The 25,012-nt window shown below is 44.1% G+C and carries 19 protein-coding genes; 14 read left to right on the forward strand and 5 right to left on the reverse strand.

Annotated features, from left to right (window positions below):
- Positions 1–230: 230 nt before the first annotated feature.
- Genes thrB through H0266_RS11575 form a run of 3 tightly spaced genes read right to left on the reverse strand, consistent with a single transcriptional unit; the run spans position 231 to position 3,494 of the window.
- On the reverse strand, positions 231–1,145 hold the full coding sequence (gene thrB / locus H0266_RS11565) for a homoserine kinase (protein ID WP_181472533.1): 915 nt from the start codon (positions 1,143–1,145) through the stop codon (positions 231–233).
- Entirely contained in the window at positions 1,142–2,197 is a 1,056-nt protein-coding gene (gene thrC, locus H0266_RS11570; RefSeq protein WP_181472534.1) for a threonine synthase, read from the reverse strand. The genes thrB and thrC overlap by 4 nt, the downstream gene beginning before the upstream one ends.
- 1 nt (position 2,198) lies before the next feature.
- Complete coding sequence (locus H0266_RS11575; RefSeq protein ID WP_181472535.1) at positions 2,199–3,494, reverse strand: homoserine dehydrogenase; 1,296 nt, start codon at positions 3,492–3,494, stop codon at positions 2,199–2,201.
- A 330-nt stretch (positions 3,495–3,824) separates the two neighbouring features.
- Between H0266_RS11575 and H0266_RS11580 the strand changes: the two genes are divergently transcribed.
- The 10 genes from H0266_RS11580 to H0266_RS11630 all read left to right on the forward strand — a co-directional run bounded on the left by H0266_RS11580 (position 3,825) and on the right by H0266_RS11630 (position 15,098).
- Positions 3,825–4,058, forward strand: a complete 234-nt coding sequence (locus H0266_RS11580; RefSeq protein WP_181472536.1) for a hypothetical protein — start codon at positions 3,825–3,827, stop codon at positions 4,056–4,058.
- A 289-nt stretch (positions 4,059–4,347) separates the two neighbouring features.
- A complete protein-coding gene (locus H0266_RS11585; RefSeq protein WP_181472537.1) occupies positions 4,348–5,337 on the forward strand; it encodes a LacI family DNA-binding transcriptional regulator in 990 nt (329 codons plus the stop codon).
- A 178-nt stretch (positions 5,338–5,515) separates the two neighbouring features.
- A complete protein-coding gene (locus H0266_RS11595; protein ID WP_181472538.1) occupies positions 5,516–6,922 on the forward strand; it encodes a sucrose-specific PTS transporter subunit IIBC in 1,407 nt (468 codons plus the stop codon).
- 427 nt (positions 6,923–7,349) lie between these two features.
- The gene (gene manA, locus H0266_RS11600; RefSeq protein ID WP_181472857.1) at positions 7,350–8,309 is read left to right on the forward strand and encodes a mannose-6-phosphate isomerase, class I; all 960 of its coding nucleotides are present in this window, start codon (positions 7,350–7,352) and stop codon (positions 8,307–8,309) included.
- 27 nt (positions 8,310–8,336) lie between these two features.
- Positions 8,337–10,043, forward strand: a complete 1,707-nt coding sequence (locus H0266_RS11605; protein WP_181472539.1) for a phospho-sugar mutase — start codon at positions 8,337–8,339, stop codon at positions 10,041–10,043.
- A 196-nt stretch (positions 10,044–10,239) separates the two neighbouring features.
- Complete coding sequence (locus tag H0266_RS11610; protein ID WP_181472540.1) at positions 10,240–10,716, forward strand: IDEAL domain-containing protein; 477 nt, start codon at positions 10,240–10,242, stop codon at positions 10,714–10,716.
- A gap of 173 nt (positions 10,717–10,889) precedes the next feature.
- A complete protein-coding gene (locus tag H0266_RS11615; RefSeq protein ID WP_181472541.1) occupies positions 10,890–11,549 on the forward strand; it encodes a hypothetical protein in 660 nt (219 codons plus the stop codon).
- A gap of 19 nt (positions 11,550–11,568) precedes the next feature.
- Complete coding sequence (locus H0266_RS11620; protein WP_181472542.1) at positions 11,569–11,838, forward strand: hypothetical protein; 270 nt, start codon at positions 11,569–11,571, stop codon at positions 11,836–11,838.
- A gap of 332 nt (positions 11,839–12,170) precedes the next feature.
- On the forward strand, positions 12,171–14,723 hold the full coding sequence (locus H0266_RS11625; protein WP_181472543.1) for a phosphodiester glycosidase family protein: 2,553 nt from the start codon (positions 12,171–12,173) through the stop codon (positions 14,721–14,723).
- A 153-nt stretch (positions 14,724–14,876) separates the two neighbouring features.
- Complete coding sequence (locus H0266_RS11630) at positions 14,877–15,098, forward strand: hypothetical protein (RefSeq protein ID WP_181472544.1); 222 nt, start codon at positions 14,877–14,879, stop codon at positions 15,096–15,098.
- 312 nt (positions 15,099–15,410) lie between these two features.
- Here the strand turns inward: H0266_RS11630 and H0266_RS11635 are convergent, their stop codons facing one another.
- Together H0266_RS11635 and secA2 are read right to left on the reverse strand one after the other, a co-directional pair.
- Entirely contained in the window at positions 15,411–16,325 is a 915-nt protein-coding gene (locus tag H0266_RS11635; RefSeq protein ID WP_181472545.1) for an accessory Sec system S-layer assembly protein, read from the reverse strand.
- Positions 16,325–18,709: an accessory Sec system translocase SecA2 gene (secA2, locus tag H0266_RS11640; RefSeq protein ID WP_181472546.1), complete on the reverse strand. Its 2,385-nt coding sequence runs from the start codon at positions 18,707–18,709 to the stop codon at positions 16,325–16,327. The genes H0266_RS11635 and secA2 overlap by 1 nt, the downstream gene beginning before the upstream one ends.
- Before the next feature lie 254 nt (positions 18,710–18,963).
- Between secA2 and H0266_RS11645 the strand changes: the two genes are divergently transcribed.
- The 4 genes from H0266_RS11645 (at position 18,964) to H0266_RS11660 (ending at position 24,824) form a co-directional block, all read left to right on the forward strand.
- Complete coding sequence (locus H0266_RS11645) at positions 18,964–20,169, forward strand: N-acetylmuramoyl-L-alanine amidase (protein WP_181472547.1); 1,206 nt, start codon at positions 18,964–18,966, stop codon at positions 20,167–20,169.
- Positions 20,170–20,255: 86 nt separating this feature from the next.
- Positions 20,256–21,461, forward strand: a complete 1,206-nt coding sequence (locus tag H0266_RS11650; protein ID WP_181472548.1) for an N-acetylmuramoyl-L-alanine amidase family protein — start codon at positions 20,256–20,258, stop codon at positions 21,459–21,461.
- Between the two features lie 327 nt (positions 21,462–21,788).
- Positions 21,789–22,835, forward strand: coding sequence for a glycosyltransferase family 4 protein (locus H0266_RS11655; RefSeq protein WP_181472549.1), 1,047 nt, complete (start codon positions 21,789–21,791; stop codon positions 22,833–22,835).
- A 441-nt stretch (positions 22,836–23,276) separates the two neighbouring features.
- Entirely contained in the window at positions 23,277–24,824 is a 1,548-nt protein-coding gene (locus H0266_RS11660) for a glucosaminidase domain-containing protein (protein WP_181472550.1), read from the forward strand.
- Positions 24,825–25,012 lie beyond the last annotated feature (188 nt).

Raw genomic sequence — 25,012 nt, forward strand, 5'->3', positions numbered from 1 at the left:
TAAATGTGCTGTGAGAAGTGATATCTCGTCACTTTTTCTAACAAGGTAGTTGAAAAAGTGCTGTGATAACCCTCCTCTAAGCGTTTTTCGATGTTAAGAACATTCAGAAGTGCTGTGAATAGCTTTATCTCAACCGTTTTGAAAGAGTCCGCTTCAAGAAAAGGATGAGAACCACAATGAACAGGAAAAAAATCCACACACAAACAAAAACCAGCGCCCATGCGCTGGTTTTATTGTTGCGAGATCGATGCAGGTTCAGTATGGACCCCGACCAAATCTGCACGTAATGAAAAATGCTTGTATTCAGGAAGTTGTGACTCGATTTTTTCAAAAGCAGAGTCAGAAAACTGATCGAATAAGGCGACCATCGTCGGACCGGCTCCACTGATGTAAAGGCCTGATGCGCCAAATTGATCGACGGTTTTCAAGACATCATCAAACCCTGGGATCAGCTGCTTTCGGTAAGGTTGATGCCACTCATCATGCATCATCATTTTTCCGGCGAGTTCCCAGTTCTGTTGGGCTAGTGCAGCGACGAGTACGTTAGCTGTTCCACTCGCATGGACGGCTTGCTTGTAAGGGAGTTCTCTTGGCAATAGCTGCCGTGCTTTCTCTGTTTCAAGATGAAAGTCAGGAACAATCGCAAGCCATGTGAGGTTTTCTAATCCTTCTGTAAAACGGACGAAGTCTACTTCTCCGCCGTCATAACTCGCGATCATGATTCCTCCATAGATGGCTGGGGCAACGTTATCCGGGTGACCTTCGATAGCACAGGCGATCTTCAATTTTTCAAAATCGGTCAAATTCAGCTGCAGAAGGTGATCGGCGAGTTCAATTCCCCCCACGACCGCTGTCGATGAGCTTCCGAGCCCACGGGCGATGGGAACATCGTTCGACAGCTTAACGGCACAGGGGGGCAGGGATGAATGACCTTGAGATTGAGCGGTATATATGGCTGACTTATAGATTAGATTTTCCTTACCCGAAGGAATATACGGTTGATCCTTTTCCGGTACGATGAAGTGCCATTCTTCGGATGCCGTACATTCAAGCGTAACGTATTTAGATAAGGCGATCCCGATTGAGTCGAATCCCGGTCCTAGGTTCGCGGACGTTGCAGGGATATGAACACGAAACGGTCTCATGATTTGACTCCTGTCACAGCCGCCGTAAACGCTTCGATGTCATTTTCGATGACAGTCGGTTTGACAGGACTTGTGTCGATTGCTGTAACAGGATCCTTCAAGCCGTTTCCGGTCAGCACATGGACGACTTTCGAACCTTGTGGGATATGTCCTTGTTTCACTTTCTTAATCATGCCGGCAATCGAGGCACAAGAGGCAGGCTCAGCAAATACGCCTTCTTTCTCTGCCAACAGTTGGTACGCTTCGACAATCTCATCGTCCGTCACTTCATCAAATAGCCCTTGTGATTCTTGTTGAGCAAGAATGGCTTTTTCCCAACTGGCGGGATTCCCGATACGAATGGCTGTCGCTAATGTTTCTGGCTCTTCTATGATCTTGTTACGCACAATAGCGGCGGACCCGCTCGCCTGAAAGCCCATCATTTTCGGCACTTTGTAACCGAAACGTTCCTGATATTCTTTGAACCCTTTCCAGTAGGCGGTGATATTACCGGCGTTCCCGACCGGAATGGATAAAATATCTGGGGCTTCTCCGAGAGCATCGCATACTTCAAAAGCGGCCGTTTTCTGCCCTTCGATCCGGTAGGGGTTGACGGAGTTGACGAGCGTGATCGGTTCATGTTCGGCAATCTCACGTACCATTTTCAAGGCCTGATCGAAGTTCCCTTTGATCGCAAAAATTTCAGCGCCGTACATGACGGCTTGCGCGAGCTTTCCTTGAGCGATTTTTCCATCAGGAATGACAACGATGCAACGTAGTCCGGCTCTGGCTGCAAAGGCAGCGGCTGAGGCTGACGTATTGCCGGTCGACGCACAGATGACCGCTTTGGAGCCTGCTTCGATTGCTTTTGCCATGGCCATGACCATGCCGCGATCCTTGAAGGACCCTGTTGGGTTAGCTCCTTCTATCTTGACATACCCTTCGATGCCGAGTTCCTCAGAAAGAGTCGGAATCGGAAGCAAAGGCGTATTGCCCTCGTGTAACGTCAAGGGTGGTGTGTCATCTGTCATTGGAAGAAATTCACGATATTGATGAAGTAACCCTTGCCACATGTTATTGTCCTCCTTCTACCCGGAATATGCTGTGAATGTGTTTCACTGGAGCTAATTGCTCGAGGTCATGCTTCGCTTTTTCAAAGTCATCTTCACTGACAAGGTGCGTCATGAGCATCAACTCACGTGTGTTTTCGTCATCTGTCGAGCGTTGAATCACTTGGTCGAATGACACCCCGTATTCCGCGAAGGCATGCGTAATTTCATTCAGCACACCAGGCTCATCCAATACTTGCATTCGCATATATTTCTTCGTCAATTTCTCACTTTTCGCTTTCAGTTGATGAGGGAACTGCGGCTGTACGTAAGCTGTTCCTGTGGTACCGAGACGGATGTTTTTCAAGACGGCAATCAAGTCGGAAACAACGGCAGTTGCCGTCGGTAATTTCCCGGCACCAGGCCCATAGAACATCGTCTCCCCGACTGCATCGCCATACACATAGACGGCATTGAACTCATCATTTACGGAAGAAAGGGGATGAGAAACGGGCAGCAAGGAAGGTTCTACACTGACCGATACACCGGCATGATCGTTTTCGGCAATGCCGATCAACTTGATCCTGTAGCCGAGTTCTTCAGCATAGCGAATGTCATCAAGCGAGATGTTTCGGATTCCTTTCACCTCAACATCTTTCAATTCAAACGGCATAGAGAAGCCTAAAATAGATAAGATGGTCATTTTTCTTGCTGCGTCCAAACCATCTACGTCAGCTGTAGGGTCAGATTCTGCAAACCCTAATTCTTGAGCTTCTTTAAGTACACTGTCGAAATCGACACCATCCTGCGCCATTTTCGTCATGATATAGTTGGTCGTTCCATTCACGATCCCCATCATTTTTGTAATCCGATCAGAAGCTAAACCATCCATAATAGAGCGTATGATCGGAATGCCTCCAGCGACACTTGCTTCATAATATAGGTCGCATTGATGTTTCTGACAGGCTTCGAAAAGCTCGGCACCGTGCTCGGCGATCAAGTCTTTGTTGGCCGTTACAACGTGCTTTCCATGTTCGATGGCTTCTAACAATATCGTTAATGTGTGATCGATCCCACCCATTACCTCTACGATAACGTCAATGTCAGGATCGCGCGTGATGTCTTCATATCGTTCGGTCAAGGTCGTCGTTGAACCACTCAACTCACGAGGCTTTGACAAGTCACTGACTAGTGCAGATTTAATGGTGACCGCACACCCTGTTTTATGTTGAATTTGTTCTTGATGGTCACGAAGAATCTCTATGACCCCACTTCCGACTGTTCCTAAACCGAGTAATCCGACGGTAATGGTATTTTGCATCGTTCACACTCCTTGTCCACTTGGTATATACAATATTCTTTATATAAAGGACATTGTAACGAAAAGGGGTATCAGTTACAAGAAAATATCTGAATTAATTTTATTTTATGATTTATCCAAAAAGAATGAAAGAGCATTTTTGCTTTTTCTCAACGAAGTCTTATGGAAAAAGGAGTTTTTAAACTTGATAAGTATGGAAATAGAAGTTTTTATTAATTTATACTACTCGTTTTTAAATAATGGGGACTTTTGTAGTAAAAAAACGCATCTTGACTATTTTTGACAAATAATCTATAAATAATATGAACTAGTCATAAGGAGGTGAGCAACATGTTTGAAATGTTCCGTTCATTAGGTGGACCGTTACGAAGGTTTGAAGCCGTCATTGATGAAATTATTGTCGATATCGGTGTAGAAGGAAAATTAGAAGAGTTTAAACAAGAAGGTAGAAAAGCGGTTTATGAAGCGGAAGGTGTCCTTCACTCCGGTCTTTCTGAAACGCAAATCGACCTTGAGATGTATGCGTTCATTCGAAAACATTTACTTAGCTTTTTACCAAGGTAGTTCCTCATAAAATAGAAGGCAGACGATCGGAAGGAAGACATCCTTACTACTATTGGTAATCCTGTCTATTACGACCAGTTTGTTAGTTTCAGTCATAATAAAGATTCGTCACCTAGTTTGATCACCGATACATACATACAAACGCTACGCTTAGACTTCTATTTACCCTCACCATTATTAAGGAGTCGGACTTCCCTGTCTTTCCTTGTTTTCACCCCCCCTCCTAGACAAGGAACTATTTTTTCAATACGATGAAGGATGAAAAGGATTCCATGGAGGATGAAATGGTATGACAACAATCAATGATATTGCACAAATGGCGAACGTCTCTCGCACAACCGTGTCGAGAGCGCTGAATAATAGTGGATACGTCAGTGAAGATGTACGACGACGAATTATGCAGATTGTAGAAGAAACGGGGTATATGCCAAATCAATCGGCGAAGTCTCTCCGAACGAAACGGTCAGGTGTAATCGGCGTCATTTTACCAAGGTTAAGTACGGAAACATCTACACGTGTCGTCAATGGCATCAATGAGGTGCTCGCAAAAGAAGGGTTTCAGATCTTGCTGACCGACACAGAGCTTGATAAGCAAAAAGAGATCGATTATATACGATTATTGAAAAGCAGACATGTAGACGGCATCATCCTGCTTGCGACGAATGTTAATGAGGCATTGATTCAGACGATTCAACAAGTCGATATTCCTGTACTCGCCATCGGACAAGAACTTCCAGGAGTTCCGTCTCTTGTCTATGATGACTATCACGCAGCCGCTGACCTAACCAATATGTTGGTGAGAAAAGGTCACGAAAAGATTGGGTTTATCGGTGTAACACGGGATGATCCATCTGTTGGTGTCTTGAGAGAGCAAGGTTATAGAGATATGATGCAACAACACGGTCACCAGATCAATGAAGCCTGGATCGGTGAAGGGGACTTCAGTATTGAGTCTGGGTACGAGCAAGTGAAAACCATTTTGAGAAATAGTAAATCCGATCGTCCTACTGCTTTGTTCGCTGTAACAGACCGAATGGCGATAGGAGCAATAGAATATTTGAAGGAGCAGGGATATGCCATTCCAGAGGACATCGCTGTAGTAGGAATCGGCGCCTCGATGATGTCGAAGTACATGACGCCATCCTTGACGACGATCGATTATCATAACAAGGAAGCAGGCAAGCAAGCAGCGCATTTGCTACTGAGACAATTAAAAAATGAAAAAATCGATCCCAAATTTGAGCTATCCTATAGACTCATTTTACGAGATAGTGTATAGTACATGGTGTAAGCGTAATCATGTAATCGTTCACACATTGATTCATAACTATTGTGATCATATGTGTTTTATTAAAAAAAGAAAAACCGAAAAAACAATTATTCTTAACGCACTTATTTTTTTATGCAATGTGTAATCGATTACATGTCGAAGCTATTATTGAAAGGAGAAATGAACAATGGCTGATAATTCAACAATTGCTAAACAGGTCATTGAAGCAGCAGGAGGCAAGGAGAACATTGCTTCTGTAGCTCACTGTGCGACACGTCTTCGGGTTATGTTGCATGACAAAGAAAAAGCGGATATTTCTGCGATTGAAGAGATAGAGAAAGTCAAAGGCGCCTACTATAACTCCGGTCAGCTTCAGATTATTTTTGGGACAGGTACGGTCAACAAAATGTACGATGAAGTGATGAAACTGGATATCGAGGGCAAAACGAAATCAGAAATGAAGGAAGAAACGAAGGACCAAGGGAACCTATTCCAACGTTGGATTCGTACTTTTGGTGACGTATTCGTTCCGATCATTCCGGCGCTCGTCGCAACCGGGTTGTTCATGGGACTTCGTGGACTTGTTACACAACCACAGATTCTGGCACTCTTCGGTCTCGCACCAGAAGATATTTCGCAAAACTTCATTCTGTACACACAAGTTCTGACAGATACAGCGTTCATTTTCCTCCCGGCTTTAGTGGCATGGTCCACGTTTAAAGTCTTTGGAGGCAGTCCGATTCTCGGTATAGTGCTCGGACTCATGCTCGTCTCACCAGCGTTGCCGAACGCATGGGCCGCAGCAGGAGGCGAAGTCGATCCGATCATGTTCCTAGGATTCATCCCGGTCATCGGATATCAAGGTTCCGTATTGCCAGCCTTTATCGTCGGTATTATCGGTGCCAAATTGGAAAAAGGGTTACGGAAACGGATTCCAGAAGCGCTCGACTTGATCTTAACGCCGTTCCTTGTCTTATTGATTATGATTACAGCAGGTTTATTCTTGATTGGTCCTATTTTCCACATCGTTGAGAACGGAATTTTCACAGCGACTCTTTGGGTACTGGACCTGCCACTAGGACTCAGTGGATTGATCATCGGTGGACTTCACCAAGTCATCGTGATCACAGGTGTTCACCACATCTTCAACTTGCTTGAGATCCAATTGCTTGAGCGCGTAGGTGAGAACGCCTTTAACCCACTGATTACAGCAGCAATCGCCGCTCAAGGTGGTGCGGCACTTGCAGTCGGTATGAAATCAAAAGCGAAGAAAATGAAAGCTCTCGCACTTCCATCTTCCTTGTCCGCATTCTTAGGTATTACGGAGCCTGCGATTTTCGGTGTTAATCTCCGTTACATGAAGCCATTCGTCATGGGGCTGATCGGTGGTGCGGCCGGTGGATTCTTTGCATCTATTGTGAACATCACAGCATCCGGTATGGCAATCACCGTAATTCCAGGTTCGCTATTGTATATTGATACGTTCTTCGGTCTCGCCATGTACGTAGTGACGAATGCCATCGCGATCGGTGTCGCGTTTGGCTTGACGTGGGCGTTCGGATACGATGATAAAATGTTAGAGAAAACAAAATAATGTTTGTAAATGGACTGCTTCTCTGAAGTGGTCCATTTTTTCTGAATGTGTGTGGCTGATTTGAGGATGGATCAGGACATGTGGTTAGGGGATTCGGACATGTGGTGTGATATATCGGACATCTGCGGCTGGGATTCGGACAAGTAAGGCGCTATATCGGACATTCCGACCGGATTAGGACATTTGGCTGCATGATTCGGACATCCAGAAGCATAATTCGGACAAAGGGAACAGCTTATCGGACACTCTGCGCGGGTTCGGACAAATGAAATGATAAACCAGTCACCCCACTAATCGGACAAGAGAAACAAGATATCAGACAACCACCCCAGCAAATCTTACAAACCATAGTAGATACTCACGTAAGCGCTTAGAAATATGGTACAATTTTTGTAAAGATACACCACAGAGAAGGGAAATGGTCGCGATGTATAACGAACCGATTTTTTTACAACCAGAATATAAAGAACGCCTTTGGGGAGGGACGAAGCTGCAAGAACTCTTCGGCTACTCGATCCCTTCTGAACAGACAGGAGAAGCATGGTGTATTTCCGGCCACGCCAATGGACCGAATACGATTAAGAATGGACCACTCCAAGGAAAGACGCTTGCCGATGCGTGGAATGAGCATAGGGAACTGTTTGCAGGTGGATCAGGGGAAGAGTTTCCTCTTCTTGTGAAAATTCTCGATTCTTCGAAAGACCTTTCCGTCCAAGTTCACCCTGATGATACATATGCACGCGAAGTGGAGGGGGAGAATTATGGCAAGACCGAATGCTGGTATGTCATTGATTGTGAGCCCGGTGCGGAAATAATTTTTGGACATCATGCAACAAATAAACAGGAATTAGAGCGAATGGTGGAGAATGAAGAATGGGACGGCCTTTTACGTCGCATCGAAGTTCAACCTGGTGACTTTTTCTATGTCCCGAGTGGAACCATACATGCGATCGGGGAAGGCATTCAAATTCTTGAAACGCAACAAAGTTCAGACATTACCTATCGTGTCTACGATTATGATCGAGTGGGTAAAGATGGGGAGAAGCGCGAACTTCATTTGGAGAAATCTTTAGAGGTGACGACCGTTCCTCACGAGGATCCGACCATCCATCGCACCTATACGCTAGAGGCAGGTGTCAGAAAAGAAACCTTGGTTGAAGAAGCCTACTTCTCCGTGTATCACTGGGGATTAGATGGTTTGAGCAAAGAATTGAAGCCGCAAACGTATCAATTGATGAGTGTCCTTCAAGGAAGCGGTGAGGTACTCGCAAATGGCGGTTCATTTGCATTTGAGAAGGGAGATCATCTGATCATCCCGGCCACCATGGATTCATTTCAACTGAAGGGACAAGCAACTCTGATTGTCTCTCATTCAAATAAAGCATAACCCAATACTTTTCTAGGAGTGGTGTACATGTGGAAAAAGGAATACGATCGTTGGAAAGCGTTCACAAATTTAGATGAGAAATTAGCGGATGAGTTGAACACCATCGATGCTGACGAACAATCGCTAGAAGACGCTTTTTATAAGAATTTAGAGTTCGGGACAGGTGGCATGAGAGGGAAGCTTGGACCAGGAACGAACCGCATGAACATCTATACGGTACGAAAAGCGGTGGAAGGTCTCGCTTCGTATGTGAACGACCGAGGCTTATCGAAACGGGGCGTCGCAATCGCCTATGATTCCAGATACATGTCGAAAGAATTTGCCGTCGAAACGGCTCGTGTTCTCGGGCATCATGGTATTCCATCGTACGTATTCACTTCCTTGCGCCCGACACCAGAGCTCTCGTTTGCCGTGCGTCATTTGCAAACGGCAGCGGGTGTTGTCGTCACAGCTAGCCATAATCCGCCGGAGTACAACGGCTTTAAAGCTTACAATGAAGATGGCGGTCAGCTACCACCGAAACAGGCGGCTTCGATGATCGATTTTGTCAATCAGGTCGAAGATGAACTGAATGTTGACGTTGCCGATCAAGGGCAATTAGAAGAGTCAGGCTTACTGAATTGGATTGATGAAGAGGTGGACGCGGCGTATTTAGAACACTTAAAAACCGTCACGATCCAGCCAGAAATCGACAAAGACATCTCTCTCGTCTTCACTCCTTTGCACGGTACAGCTCGTGACTTAGTGGAAAAAGGGTTAAGTCAAAGTGGATTCTCATCAATCCACATTGTCGAGGAACAAGCGACGCCAGATCCGGAGTTTTCCACAGTGGAATCGCCGAACCCGGAAGAGCATCAAGCTTTTGCTGTAGCGATTGACCAAGGGAAAGCAATCGGTGCGGACTTGTTGATGGCGACAGACCCTGATGCCGACCGTCTAGGTGTGGCTGTGCCAAATAAAGACGGCGAATATGTCGTATTGACCGGAAACCAGACGGGTGCGCTCATGCTTGATTATATTTTAGAACAAACGCCGGATTTACCTGACAACGGATTGTTAATCAAAACCATTGTGACCTCTGAATTCGGGCGCATCATCGCCGATGCTCACAATACGAAAACATTAGACACCTTGACCGGATTCAAATTCATCGGTGAGAAAATTCGTGAATACGAGAAGACGGGTGAATATCAATTCTTGTTCGGCTATGAAGAAAGCTACGGCTACTTGGTGAAAGATTTCGCTCGCGATAAAGATGCTGTTCAAGCGGCTGTCCTTATTGCAGAAGTCGGCGCTCACTGGAAAAACCAAGGCAAGACACTGCTTGATGCATTAGATGATCTATACGAGAAACATGGTTACTTCCTCGAAGACTTGCAATCTGTGAAATTGGAGGGTAAATCAGGTGCCGATACGATCACGAAAATCATGGACGACTTCCGCGAAGCAGAGATCAAAGAGGTTGGTGGTAAAAAAGTCGTGTCGATTGAAGATTATCAGGCCACGGTGCGCCACCTCGTGAAAGAAGGGACGACAGAGGAGATCGATCTACCGACGTCGAATGTCCTGAAATTCATTTTGGAAGATGACTGTTGGTTCTGTCTTCGTCCATCAGGTACAGAACCGAAGATCAAATTTTATTACGGTGTGAAAACCGATTCCAGAGAAGCAAGCGAACAGCTGCTTGAATCGTTGAAGACGACGGTCAACGAACGTTTGCATGCGCTTATCTGACCATTGAACTCCAGCCTTGTGCTGGAGTTTTTTCTTACAAAATGGGCATATTTTTTCAAATGATGAAAGGCTTTGGCAAAGGGAATCAGAAGAAATATGCAGGGATTCTGTAAAGAAAGGGCTTTCAATTCGTTGACAAATCGGCGATAATAGAATAAAATACTGAAAATTCTGATTTAATAAAGGGGTGGGCATCATGCTGAATATAAAGATGTTGAAACCGTACTATGTGAAAGAGGATAAACGCTTTATCAGGGTCGTTCTAGCCTACCAGTATTTCTCACTTTTTATTGATCAAGAGTTGTATCAATTCGTGCCTATGGAATCGAGAGAAATCATTATCGATCGCAGTCGTAAACGCGTCCACAATGTATTTGATATTTTTGTCTTCCAACGTGGCAAAAAAATGGTGTACGTATCTGTAGCGGACCTTCTAGCACTTCCAGAATTTATTAAACAACTTGGTTCTATAGTATCTCCTTACTATGATGACGATGAACAACTAGAAGGGCAGGAGTCTATGGAAGAAGTAAATGAAATCATCGTTGAGCTTGAAAGGGAAAATTTGCGTCGTCTGATCGACCGTGCCATTGATGAAGAAGACCGTGAACGTTTTCAAATATTGACAGACTTATGGAATAATCAAAACAATGAAAAACCCTCTCATTCTTAACGGAAAGAGGGTTTTTTCGTTTTTATGTACATATACCTACCTAGCAGAGTATTGTTTCAGAGATTCATCCTTTGGTATTATTTTCTGTAAATATCAAGAAAATATTTAATCGTCGGACGATGTCATGCTATACTGACGATAGTACAACTTTAAGCACCAAGGAGGAAAATAACTTGAAACGTAATGGATTTGTTGTTGTATTACTAATCATACTTATGGCTTTTCTTGTCGCTTGTTCTGGTGATCAAGTACAGGATGCCAACGGTTTAGAATCAAAGGATAGCGAAGAAGTAGATAAAGAGAATCCGTCCAGTGACGATAAAGGAAGCGGCGATAAAGCAGATGGGGATTCTGATGGTTCATCAGCCTCAGGTAGTGATTCAGAGGGAACCGACGGTAGCAGCAGCGACGGATCATCATCTGATGGAAGCAGCTCGTCGAGTGATTCTTCTGAAGGTAGCAACTCTTCAGACGGTACGAGTAGTTCTTCTGATGGAAGCTCATCAAGCGACGGTTCATCAGCTTCCTCAGGCTCTGAAAATAAGAACATAAACGGTACACCAAGATCAGATGAAGAGAAGAAATCAGCAACCACTTATACATTTGCTGAAGTCGAAGGAAAAGCCGTTGATGTCATAACAGGAGTCGCCGCCGCAGAAATCAAATTAAGCAACATCCCTGAAGCCTCTAAAGATGCTAGTATTTATATGGTTGCGGGTGATCAAACGATAGATTTGACGTATAATGAAGAAAGAGATTCTTTCAGAAATATTCAAATTAAAGGAATCGATGTAGCTAAGCTTCAAAACTCTGAAGTTTACGTGAATTCATAAGCCCAGGGGGAATAGAGAAATGACAGCAGTAGTAAAAGACAAACAACCCATTTTGAAAGATGTAGCAGGCATCGCTAAAGCATTGAAAATCGATGCTGAGCAAATGGGGGAAAAAGATCGCCATGATCTAGAATTGGTCATAGATACCCAGGAAGGCGAAAAACGCTTCTCCTTTACGTACAAAGAGGACAAGGAAGATTACCGTATTTTGCAAATTCCGATGGTGTTCTCTGATGAAGCGATTCTAGCAGGACGAATTGAACCGAAGGCCGTTAACGTAGAACATTAATTTGAAAGCTCTCTTTCTAAGAGGGCTTTTTTTAATGCATAAGAGTTCATGCTTCTTATGCATGTCGTAGCCATAAGAAGAGCGAGCGTTTACATATGAAGGTGGCCTTTTATTTAGGATAGTATATGAGACAAACTATTTTTTATCAATCTTTTAAAAATGATTAATAATATGTAGAAAGTGGTTCGATTTTGATAAAATATGGGAATAGGTAGGAAGACATAATAGAGAAAAAATCCCAATATCCGACTATTTTCTCTAAATTTCCACTACTAAATGATTTATACTGTCATAGTACGAGCGATTTTTTTAAGAAATTTGGGGAGGAACGTATGAGCAATCAAAAGAGGAACATCAAAAAGGCTCTCGCATCTGTTTTTGCTTTTGGAATGATTTTTACAGGGGTGGCCCCGGCCAATGCCGCAACCTATGACTTGAAAACGATAGATTCTTTTCAACCAGCACCATCTGTTACATATAAGCAACAAAAACAAAATAGTGGAAGCATCGATCAAATGGCCAATGTAATGGAGATCGATGTCTCCGATCAATACACAACGGTACAGCTGGGTCTGCCGACACCTTATCCGTCATTGGATACATTAACAAATCAAACCCAGGCGGTAAGTGGAGAAGGCAACCGGGTCGTTGGAGGAATCAACGGATCCTTCTTTCACTTTCTAACGAAGAATCCGGCTTATTTTGTTTCGAAAGATCAACGAATCATCAATATGGGAGCGATCTCTCAAAAGTCGAATGACTTTATGTACACACCAGCCGCCTTCGGTATGAATGAGAATGGCGATGCGATGACAGGTACATACGAACTGGAGATGGAGTTCGAACATGACCGTGAAACAACAGTAGTCGATTCGATGAATACGTCCCGTGGCTCAGATGAAGTGATCGTCTACACGAGCTCATACGGACAGGAATTCACAAAGACTAACCCTTATGGCTATGAAGTTGTCGTCACGGGTGTAGATCAACCTCTTGATGGGGGAGAAGTCGAGTTCGGGGATACCATCGAAGGAACAGTATCTGCCGTAAGAAGTTACGGGAACAGAGATTGGGCTGAGATTCCGGATGATGGTTTTGTTCTTTCATTTGGTAGAGAAATAGCAAGCGACTATACAGATTTACGCCCTGGGGATAACATTGAATTTTCAATTGATATCAATGATCCATGGGATGATTCAGAGTTCATGCTCGCAAGTGGACCTTTGCTCGTTCAAAATGGACAAGTCGATTTATCGATTGATCTAACCAGTCCTAAAGTGACGCTGCCTCAGCCTCATACGGCTGTCGGCACCAATGCGGATGGAAGCAAAGTTTATTTTGTTACGGTTGATGGACGAAGTGGAATTGCGGACGGAATGCGCTTGGATGACTTCGCCAGATATCTTCAAAGTCTAGGAGTCTATAATGCTATTAACCTGGATGGTGGAGGGTCGACTGAGATGGTCGCGCGTAAAAAAGCGTACATTTATCCTTCCATTATGAACAATCCTTCCGACGGTGTGGAGCGAAGTATTTCGACTTCTCTCATGGCCGTGATAGAGAATCCGGATGAGCGTGCTGCTGATATTAGTTTTTATAAAGATCAGCAGGGCTTACTATTAGAAGGTGCCTCTATAAATGTAGGCGTCAGTTACGTTCTTGATGAGTACTTCACGTACTTAGAGGATGTGGATGCTAGCGATATCGATTGGTCTGTCGAAGGGAATGTCGGCCGGATGGACGGCACAACCTTTGTCGCGGAACAGGCGGGGACAGGACATATCGTAGCTACGTATGAAGACGCTGTCGAGAAGAAAGAAGTCACGGTTGTCGACGAGATTGATAACTTCTCTGTATCACCGAACAATTTGCAAATCGGTACGAGTACACAACAAACGTTTAATTTTGAGGCGAAGGATGCTCAAGGTAACGCGATCATTCTTCCGGAAAATGCAGTAGAATGGTCGACGGACGTCGGTGCCATCGATGCAGATGGAACACTGACATCATCTAGCCAAGCGTCAACAGGAAGCGTGACGGCGACGATTAATGGCCAATCGGTTTCTGCGGACGTTCAAGTCGGTGGAGAGACCGTTGTCTTATCTGACTTTGATAATGCAGATCTATGGTCGGTTCAAGAAGCTCGTGCATGGGGACAGGTTCGCGCGGCTCAAGGGTTTGAGCCGATTGCGGAAGGTAGCTCGTCTCTACGGTTCGATTACAACTTCCGTGTAGGAGAGTCAGGCACAGCCGCGACGTATGCGGTCCCTCGTGGTGGAATTGATATCCCTGGTAAGCCTAATCACCTTGGTTTATGGGTGTACGGAGATGACGCAGATCATTGGCTGCGTGCTAGAATCGTAGATGGAGCCGGTCAAAAATACGCCATCAACTTTACGGAAGAAGATCAGCTGAACTGGAAGGGATGGAAGTACGTTGAAGCGGATCTACCATCTTCAACAACCTTGCCTCTTGAGCTGGATCAGATTTATTTAGCGGAAACGACAGAGTCAGAGAAGGACAAAAACGTGCTGTTCTTCGATCAGCTAAAAGCCTTTTATGATGATTCTACAGATGATGTGGAAGCGATGAACCTTCCTGAATACAATATTCATCCTACAAACAAAACGTGGGAAGTGACGTTCAATACAAGAATGGATGAAGATACGTTTACATCTGAAAACATTTATGTCACCAATCACTTAGGGAACAAAGTACCGGTGAATATTGAGCTTGATGCAACGAAACGCATCGCTTCGATTTCAGCCAAGGACGGAAACTTCCTTAAGGACCACTTATTCGAGCTCGTGGTCACAGATGATTTAGAGTCTGCCTATGGTCTGAAATTGAAAGAATCAAGAACAATGAGGTTTATGACAAGATAATAGAAAAGAGAGGGCGCGCCAAGTTTGGCGCGCCTTTTATTGAAAATCTAGAGAGCGGAGTGTCTAGTAGTTCAAGTTGCCTAGAATACAAGGTAAGAGCTCTTTACAAGACTTATAGAAAGACTTATGATAATGTGAGGAGGTTTTTGAGAAATGAAGAAAAAGCAAATGAGTGTCCGTCTTGAAGAAGACTTATATCATAAAATAGGAAATAAGACTGAAGAGCTAGGTGTAAGTAAAAGTGCGTTTATGTCCTTAGCATCGAATTTCTTCTTGCATCAGCTGAATCAAGCTGAGAACAATGCGAAGGGTTACAGCGTCAACGTTTACGATATACTTAAGTACAATCTGGAGCAGCAATACGAAAAGAAGTAATGATCGAATAAGGCGACATCCGAGGGAAGTGTATCGGATGTCGCCTTATTTTTATTTACAACTGGCTGATGTAGTAAGGTTAGGGGGGCTGATTCGGACAAACGGTTTATCATATCGGACAATTGCTGGAACTATTAGGACAGTTGGTATGGTAATTCGGACATTTCGAGCTTTTTCGGACAAAGGGAACAGGAAATCGGACACCCGTATCGATAATCCGGACAAATGACGCACTAATTCGGACACCGCCCCTCCTCCGCCCATAAAAAAGAGGAGAAGATAGCCGCAGCTAACTTCTCCCTTTCAAAGACACTACTGATTCTGAATCGGGTAAGCTTTCCAGCGACTCAGGTCGTAATCTTCTTTCAGAACCATGTCTTTCGGGAAAATGAATGTCCATGGTTTACTCGTATTCGCTTTGACTTCGAAGTCTTCTAGCTTGAATCCACCTCGAGCCACAATGTCTCCGTTCGCATCTTCGATTTGAAGCGGGAGTTGCTGAAGGTTCAAATTCTTCTCACTGCCGTTACGGATCAGCATCGTGACGTGCAAGTTTCCTTCATCGGACTCAATCAGCTTGACACCTAAGAAGTTCACTTCTCCGGCTTTTGGTGCATTCAAGTTCTCGACGAATTGTTCGAGCTTTGTAATGTCACTTTCTGCCATAGACTTCTGCCAGCTCTCCGCAAGGTCTAACGCATGCTTGCGTGGTGTTTTACGAAGTTCAAACGCAAGCTTCCATCCCTCGGTCGGAATCTCTTCAATCGGAACGAGTAAATCATTCTTGTTAAAGATGAAGGCAGATGGTCGGCTGGATTGGGCAGGCAGTTCGCCTAGATCAGAAAGGTCGAATTCTTTGCGCGCAAGCTTTTGCCCGTCTTCACTCACGAGGAGCAGGTTCGTTTTTTGGAATGAAATCTTCTTATCCAGTGAGTTCCGGACAAAGGCGCCTACAGCAACTTCTGGATCAAGAATTTTCATTTCATAGCCAGCGAGCGAGATCTGTCCTGGTTTGAGTGGTGGGTTGTCGTTGTTCATAAATTGATAGACGTACGTTTCTTCCTCGCTCAGTCTCCAATTCGGATGCATGGAAAGTTCGGTTTCGACGAGTTCATCAGACTGTGCCTGCTGTTCGCCTTCAAACAATTCCGAAGCGGAAACCGTAGATCCGTCGGAGTTCGTGGATTCCGTTTCTTCTGTTTTCTTCTTTTTGAATAAGTTAAACATCATCGACTCTCCTTCGTTTTTCGGTCTTTTCGTTGATAGATCGCTTGAACGAAGCGTGCTAACTGAAGGATCATGCCTTTTTTCATTTCGAAATACGTGTGATTGAACACGTCCAGGCCATCATTTTGATAGAGGCGAAGAGGGTCTTCTTGTTGATACTGCCTGATGCCGACGCCTTCTTTCAAACGGTTCATCATTTCCAAGTGTCGAATCCACTGCTGATCGAGAACAGCGAGGGCTGCTTGTCTCAGACGGTTTTGGAGCATGCGGTGTTCTTGGAAGGATTCGAGCTGTCCTTGATATGCGCCCGCTACCTCTTGTACGTATGCTCGAACGTCTTCGATGCTTTCCATTTTCTTCTCAGTAAGTTTGGTTTGAACACTTGGTGCCGCGCGGTTCAATTCTGTTTCTACCTGATCCAGTGGCCAGTCTTCCGGAACGATGGTCTCTGGACAGTACTTATCAATCAATTGATCGAAGTAGGACGGGATCATAGGAGAAACGAGTTTGATGATATCATCGTCCTCTAGTAAACGGTCGCGAAGTTCATAGACGACCTCTCGCTGATCGTTCACGACGTCGTCGAGTTTCAAGGTGAACTCACGGATGTTGTAGTTACTACCTTCACTGATTTTCTGGACGGTATCGATGAATTTCGTCAAGTCCTTATTGAGCACGAGTCCGTTGTCATCGGTTTTGATCGATTTTTTCTTCCGTTCGACTTCTTCCTCTGCGAAGCGGTGCATCATATCATCATCAATCGAAATGATGAACTGTGTGGAACCAGGATCACCTTGGCGTCCGGAACGGCCTTTCAGCTGGTTATCAATACGGCGCGCTTCGTGGCGCTCTGTACCAAGAACGTGTAAACCGCCTAGCTCGGCCACACCTTCACCTAGCATGATGTCGGTGCCTCGACCAGCCATATTCGTTGCAATCGTGATGTTGCCTTTCTGACCGGCAAGTGAAATCAAGCGGACTTCTTGTTCGACACTCTTAGCATTCAATAGCTCGAAGGCGATTCCTTCTTCTTCTAAGTAATCAGCGATTTTTTCTGATTGAAGGATGGAGGTCGTACCGATCAAAATCGGTTGTCCTGTTGCATGACGCTCTTTCACTTCATCAACCATCGCTTTATACTTTTGTTCTTTGGTCATATAGACTTTATCAGGTTGATCAACACGGGCGATCGGTTTGTTCGTCGGAATCTTGATGACATCCATGCCATAAACCGTTTGGAACTCCTTTTCTTCCGTCTTCGCTGTACCAGTCATCCCTGATAGAACCGGGTACATACGGAAGTAGTTTTGAACCGTGATGGAAGCTTGGGTTTTGTTTTCTTCCGTAATTTCCAAGCCTTCTTTTGCTTCAATCGCTTGGTGAAGTCCGTCAGATAGCGTGCGGCCTTCCATCATGCGGCCTGTGAACATGTCGATCAACTTCACTTCACCTTCGTGCACGATATAATCGACGTCGCGTTCGAACATGACATGCGCACGTACAGCTTGGATGACGTAATGATAAAGGGTCTGGTGCTCAAGGTCGAATAGGTTTTGGATACCAAAGGCACGTTCTACTTTGGACATTCCTTGTTCTGTCAAGCTGACACCTTTGGTTTGTTTATCAAACGTATAGTCTTCATCTTCTTTAAATGAACGCCCGAGCTTTGCACAAACTTTATGTAAGTTCGCACTAGCCATCGTTTTTCCAGCGATGATCAGAGGGGTTTTCGCCTCGTCGATCAGCACACTATCAATCTCATCGATAATGGCATAGTGGTACGGGCGTTGAACTTGCTGATCTTTTTGTTGAGCCATATTGTCACGCAAGAAATCAAAGCCGAATTCATTCCCGATTCCATATGTGATATCGGCTTTGTAGGCTTGTTTCTTCTCTTCCGGACTGATTTGAGGGACATTCAACCCAACTTCTAATCCTAGGAATTCGTGAATCGGACCAATCGTCTCAAAGTCACGGCGAGCCAGGTATTCATTCACTGTGATGACGTGAACGCCTTTTCCTTCCAACGCACGCAAGTAACTAGGAAGAGAGGCGACGAGGGTTTTCCCTTCTCCTGTAGGCATTTCTGAAATATTACCTTCTGTGAGAACGAGGCCACCGATCAATTGGACATCGAAATGTCGCAACCCGATGACACGCTGTGATGCTTCACGCACTACGGCGAAGGCTTCATATTGAATATCGTAAATGGAAGCACCATTTGCCAATTTCTCTTGAAACTCTGTCGTTTTTTGACGTAGCCCATCATCTGTCAGCTGTTTGATTTCAGCTTCCCATCCGTTGATGTGCTCGACTGATTTTCTATATTTTTTCAACTGTCGCTCGGTCTTGTCTCCGAACACTTTCTTCATTGAATCAATCATAGTTTTGACGCTCCTTGAAGTAGTAATCACCAAATATTAGTTTATCATGAATTTGTGTCGAGTTACTAGACTATGAGGAAGGTTTTCAGGAGGGAAGGCCCTTCTCTTGACAAAATCCCCTATCTTTTTTACTAAATCTACTTATACGTATAGAAATCCCGGTCGGTATCATGGTATTCTAAGAGAAGTGAAAATTGCATACTATTGGAAATTCATTATAGTCAGTGGAATTACAAGTAATAGGAGGAAAAGCAATGACAACTAGAAGGTCCGTCGTCGCATTTGTCGGTTTGTTGGTTTTGATGTTGTTTCCGTCAGTTGCTAAAGCCGAGGTCACCCACATAAATATGGGGGAAGCTGACGGTGTCGGAGTACATAAGGAATGGGAAGTACAGTTCAATGAAGGTGTCGAGGTCGTTGAGGACAGCTTAAGCGATGTGAACATTGTTGTGAAAGATTCCAATGGTGAGACGGTAGATGTACCGGACGCCTATTTGAAAAATAAAAATACAATTGTCGTACCTGCTCCTGAAAATGGATACCAAGGTGGTCAAAAGTATAAACTTTACGTTGGTAAATCCATTCAATTTAAATCAGGCGTAAATATGAGCGATCGTTATATGAAGACATTTTACACAGAACGAGAAATTTTAGATCCACCAGCTCCAGGTGAAGATGTAGTGTCATACGGAACCGTAACATCCGATACGTTAAATATCCGTAAAGGTCCAGATGGAAGTGCAGAGAAACTTGGACAATATGTCGAAGGTGATCGTGTAGAGATTTACGGTTTTGAAGGGTACTGGGCTCAAATTCGTCACAATGGTGAAATTGGATATGTCCATAAGACCTATATGAAGCTTCGCGCTTTAACAGGCGGCGTTTTACAAGATCAAATCATCGTTCTCGATCCCGGTCATGGCGATCATGATAATGGGGCTTCAGATCACGGCGGTTTTGAAAAGGATATTAACTTAGACGTATCGAAACGTGTTTATGACATATTAGAAGAAAAAGGTGCCGATGTTCGGATGACTCGTACGGATGATACCTTCTTAGAGCTATCTGAGCGTGTCGAGTATGGGGACAAGCAGATGGGGGACCTTTTCGTAAGTATCCATACGAACGCTTACGTTGAAAGTGCTCACGGTACAGAAAGTTTCTGCTATGTTGATAAAACATCCAATGTAGAAGAGGGATGTTTACTAGCTGAGAAGATCCATGAACAAATCGTTGATCTCGTTGGTATGTATGATCGAGGTGTAGTCGAAGGAACCCGTGGAGGATTCGGGGATTTCCACGTTATCCGTAACACGCACACACCTTCTGTTTTAGTCGAAATGGGCTTCCTAACGAACGATGGCGATGCTGAGAAATTGATGTCCGATTATTATCGCGATTTATATGCACAAGCCATTGCGACGGGTATTGAAAATTATTACAAAGAACCAGTTCAGTAAAAATGCAACGAGACCAGACAAAGGAGAGTTGTCTGGTCTTTTTAAAGACAAGCATGTCTACAAATAAAAAAAGGTGAGGGATTAGGATGACAACACGAAGATCGACTGTCTTGCTCTTGTCGTTATTGATGTTTTTGGTATTTCCGGTTATGGCTCAAGCTGAAGTGACTCATATCAATATGGGAGAAGCTGACGGAGTGAGTGTAAACAAGGAATGGGAAATACAGTTTAATGAAGGTGTCGAAATCGTCGAGGAAAGTCTCAGTAGTGTCAATATTGTCGTGAAAGATTCATTCGGGCAGACAGTGAACGTGCCTGATGCTTATGTTAAAGACAAGAATACGGTTGTAGTCCCGTCTCCTGAAGAAGGATATAGAGGCGGAGAGCAATACAAGCTTTATGTCGGGAAGACAATTGAATTCACATCTGGGGTGAAGATGCAAGATCGTTATGTGAAGACATTCATTACAGAACGTGACGTGTTAGCTCCAGACCCAGGTGGAGACATTGTTTCCTATGGTACGGTAACATCCGATACATTGAATATTCGCAAAGAGCCGACGAGTGGTTCTGAGAAAGTAGGCGTGTTGGTTGAAGGAGACCGCGTCAATATTTATAACTTTGACGGATACTGGGCTGAAATACAGCATAATGGTCAGAAGGCATACGTTCATAAAACGTACATGAAGCTTCGTTCTACAACAGGCGGCGTGTTGCAGGATCAAATTATCGTCCTTGATCCGGGGCATGGTGGACATGATCCAGGAGCCGTTGGAAATGGTGGCCAGGAGAAAGAAATCGTCTTGGATGTATCAAAACGTGTATACGACCTTTTGAAGCAAAAAGGGGCTCAACCTCTTATGACCCGTGACGACGATACGTATCAAACATTAGGCGGTCGTGTGCAATATGCAGATGACAATAATAATGATATGTTTGTCAGTATTCATGCGAATGCCTCAACGAATACGAACGTCAATGGGACCGAAACGTGGTGCCATGGCGGGAAGACATCCAACAAAGAAGAAGGTTGCCTTCTGGCGAAAAAAATTAACGAACAGATTGCTCAAATGACTGGTTTGAATGATCGAGGAGTAAAAGTAAGTGAATTGGGCACATGGAATGATTTTTATGTCATTCGTAATACGTTCGCACCTTCCGTTCTTGTAGAGCTTGCCTTCCTTTCGAACTCAGGAGATGCAGAAACGTTGTTGTCTGATTATTACCGAGATATTTATGCCAAAGCCATCGTGAAAGGCATTGAGAATTACTACGCTTCACCGATTGAATAAATACAGAAAGACCGGGTGGTGTGCCAGCACTGACCCGGTCTTTTAAAATAATGAAACTTTAGTCTGGCCAATTCGTCTAATAGATATACATAATTCGACGGATCTTTTTTACATTTTTGTTGCATCTTAATGAAATGTGTTTAGAAGTTGTCATTAAAGGTTAACGAACTATAGGTAAAAAACTACTTATTGTATAGCGGAACTTGTGCTATAATCGTCTAGGATTAGCATTTACAACATGATGAAAATTATACAAAAAAGTATGGAAAAATATATCTGCTTTACACGGAAGCCTGTGAGGACATACTAAACTTGAGGAGGGTCTTTATGGAGTATAAGGCCTTGTTGTTCTGTTTTATTGCGTCTATTCTAATTACACCAATCGTAAAGAAAATCGCAATAAAAATTGGAGCGACGGATCAACCGAATCATCGAAAAGTGCATAAAATCGTCATGCCACGACTTGGCGGTTTAGCGATATTCTTAAGTTTTGCTGCCGGGATGTTAATTTTCTTCCCGAAAAGTGATTTGACATGGCCCGTTCTAATCGGTGCGACCATCATCATCATTACAGGCGTTTTGGATGACATGATGGAATTGTCACCGAAGCTGAAACTTGCCGGCCAATTGGTTGCTGCTGGGGTAGTAGTGAACGGTGGCGTGCTCGTCGAATTCATCAACTTGCCTTTCGGCGGTCAAATTGATTTCGGCTATTTAAGTATTCCTATTACCATCTTATGGATTGTCGGCATAACGAACGCGATTAACTTGATTGACGGTTTAGACGGGTTGGCTGCAGGTGTGTCATCGATCGCCTTGCTGACCATTTCCGGAATGGCGATTACAATGGGGAACGTCTTCGTTGTATTTGCTGGACTCATGATGCTTGGTGCTACAGTTGGTTTCCTTATTTACAACTTCTACCCAGCGAAAATTTTCATGGGCGATACAGGAGCACTGTTCTTAGGCTTTATGATCAGTGTGCTGTCGCTGCTTGGGTTTAAAAACGTTACGTTATTCTCTTTCATTATTCCTGTCATTATTCTTGGTGTTCCGATTTCGGACACGCTATTTGCCATCGTTCGACGAATCATTCAGCGTAAACCTTTATCTGCACCAGATAAATCACATTTGCACCACTGCTTAATCAATTTAGGCTACAGCCACCCTGAAACGGTCTTAATGATTTATGCAGTAGCCGCATTATTCAGTTTAGCGGCTGTCATCTTCACGAAAGCTACGATGTTTGGCGCGATCTTCGTCATCGCCTTCCTCGTCTTGATGGTTGAACTGATTGTTGAAATGACTGGTTTAATCGGTAAAGATTATAAACCGATATTGAATTTAATAAGGGATTATCGCACGAGACGATAAACGATAGAGCTTTTCCGGAGTATGCCTCTGGAAGAGCTTTTTTTGTTTCTGCGCGGTTGTTGGGGAGGGGCTAGTGTCCGGAATAACGGAGCGGTTGTCTGAATAGTGGGTGTAGATGTCCGAAAAAGGCTATCAAATGTCGGAATTAGAACCAAATGTCTGAATAAGCGAGGTGCTTGTCCGGATTACGAACATCGATGTCCTGAAAAGCGCCGCATTTGTCCGAATAGCCCGAACAAATGTCCGAATTTTGTTTCAGACTGATCCACCAAACATTCTACAGACTTACAAAATAAATATTTCCGGGGTAATATTCGCCAAACTTCTACTATATCCACCTTTTGGTATCATAACCAAGTATTTATGAACTTTTTGACTATTTAATTGCCCTCCATGAACCGATATAATAATTGGTAGATTACTAGTTTGGGAGGAATACAATTGAAAAAATGGTTAATGAGTGTAATCTTGATCACTTTTTCCATATGTTCGTTCAGTGGATTAGCTTTTGCAGATGAGAACGTGGAGACCTGGGTAGATCGATTAAATGTATCCCCAGATAAAGAGTGGAACATTACGTTTAATACGAGTATTACTGAAGAAACAGTGAATGATGAAAGTGTGTTTGTAAAAAACACAGAAACGGGAGAGAAGATTGACGTCAGTCTTAACCTGATCAATGATGGAGAGAATTTGGTTATTGAACCGGCTCAACCGTATACGGTCGATCAAGCGTATGAGCTACATATTAAGAACGGTTTGACGTCCGTTCAAGGAGAAGAAACGTTGAAAAAGGCGATCATCCTGCCATTCAACGTATCGAAGGCTTATCAGATTGTGAAATTGCAAAGTGGGCCGAAAGACTGGGAGCTTGCCTCGTCATACGATACGTTAGATGAAGCGGTCGCTGAAGCGAAACAGGAGGATGGTAAAGAAGGTGTCATTCACGAAGGACAACTGATGTGGGCACCAAAAGGGAGTCAATTGTTCTCGAAAGGATTCACTTATTTGTATAGTGACGAGCAATTAAAGGATGCATACAGCTATGTCAGTGGCAGCAACGAGATGGAGTATGTACGTTCGACAGAGAACTCGATTGAAGTCGTACTCGCAGGAGAGACTTACTTCATTGATCATGATAGTGCAGCGCTTGTTCCTGAACCATTTAAGGAGGGAGGATCCTATTATGAAAATGTCGGAGGAGACTTGTATCACCGCCTTTACTTAAACGGCTACAGCCCCTCTTATAATTATGGACAAGCCCCAGCTGACCTAGAAGAGGGGGAAAAGGTCTATAGCCCTGATGGGTCCTTCAATTGGGAGGATGCGAAGTTCTTCAACGATCTTCTTTTGACGAAACAATCGCATTATAATGAAGAGCAATTGGATCAATTCTTGGAAGAACAATATCCATATGATAACGAGAACCGACTAGCAGGTCTTGGTGAAGCCTTCATTGCTGCTGAAGAGAAATATGATGTCAACGCTCTATATCTGATGGCTCATGCCATTCATGAAAGCGCGTGGGGCACAAGTGATATTGCGCGTGATAAAAATAACTTGTATGGATATAAAGCTTACGACGGGAGCGCTTATGACAGTGCGGAAACCTTCGAATCTTTAGAGTCTGGCATTGATTTTATTGCGAAAAAAGTATTGGACGAAGAATACTTGAACCCTGTGAACTGGAAGTATTACGGTGCGTACCTTGGGGATAAGTCAGGCGGGATGAATATTAAATATGCATCCGATCCATTCTGGGGACAGAAAATCGCTGGTTACATGTACCGTGCAGACAAGTTCCTTGGTGGTCATGATCGCAAGTTGCTTGAAGACGGCTATGTGGTCGAAGAGAAGTTCTTGACGGAAGAAGAGAAGAAAGAGCAAGAAGAGGAAGAGAACGATGACGAAGATAACACGGATGATGAAGGGACAGATCCTGAACCTGACAATCCGGAAGATCCAGTAGATGAGGAAACAACTCCATAATGAGTGAACGCCCTTGCAAAGTAGCAAGGGCGTTTTTTGGTAGGACGGATTTTTGCCGTGACGTCAGTCTGAACACTTTTTTGTGGTTGAGTAGCCTGAAAGCGCAGAGAGAGTCTGTATCTCCGCGTCTTTGAAGGAGGGAGCGTTTCATAAGCGCTTAGAGAGAGGCGATCACCTCAGTTTTTATG

The sequence above is a fragment of the Halobacillus locisalis genome (genome assembly GCF_013694105.1).
In the GTDB taxonomy this organism is placed as follows: Bacteria; Bacillota; Bacilli; order Bacillales; family Halobacillaceae; genus Halobacillus; species Halobacillus locisalis.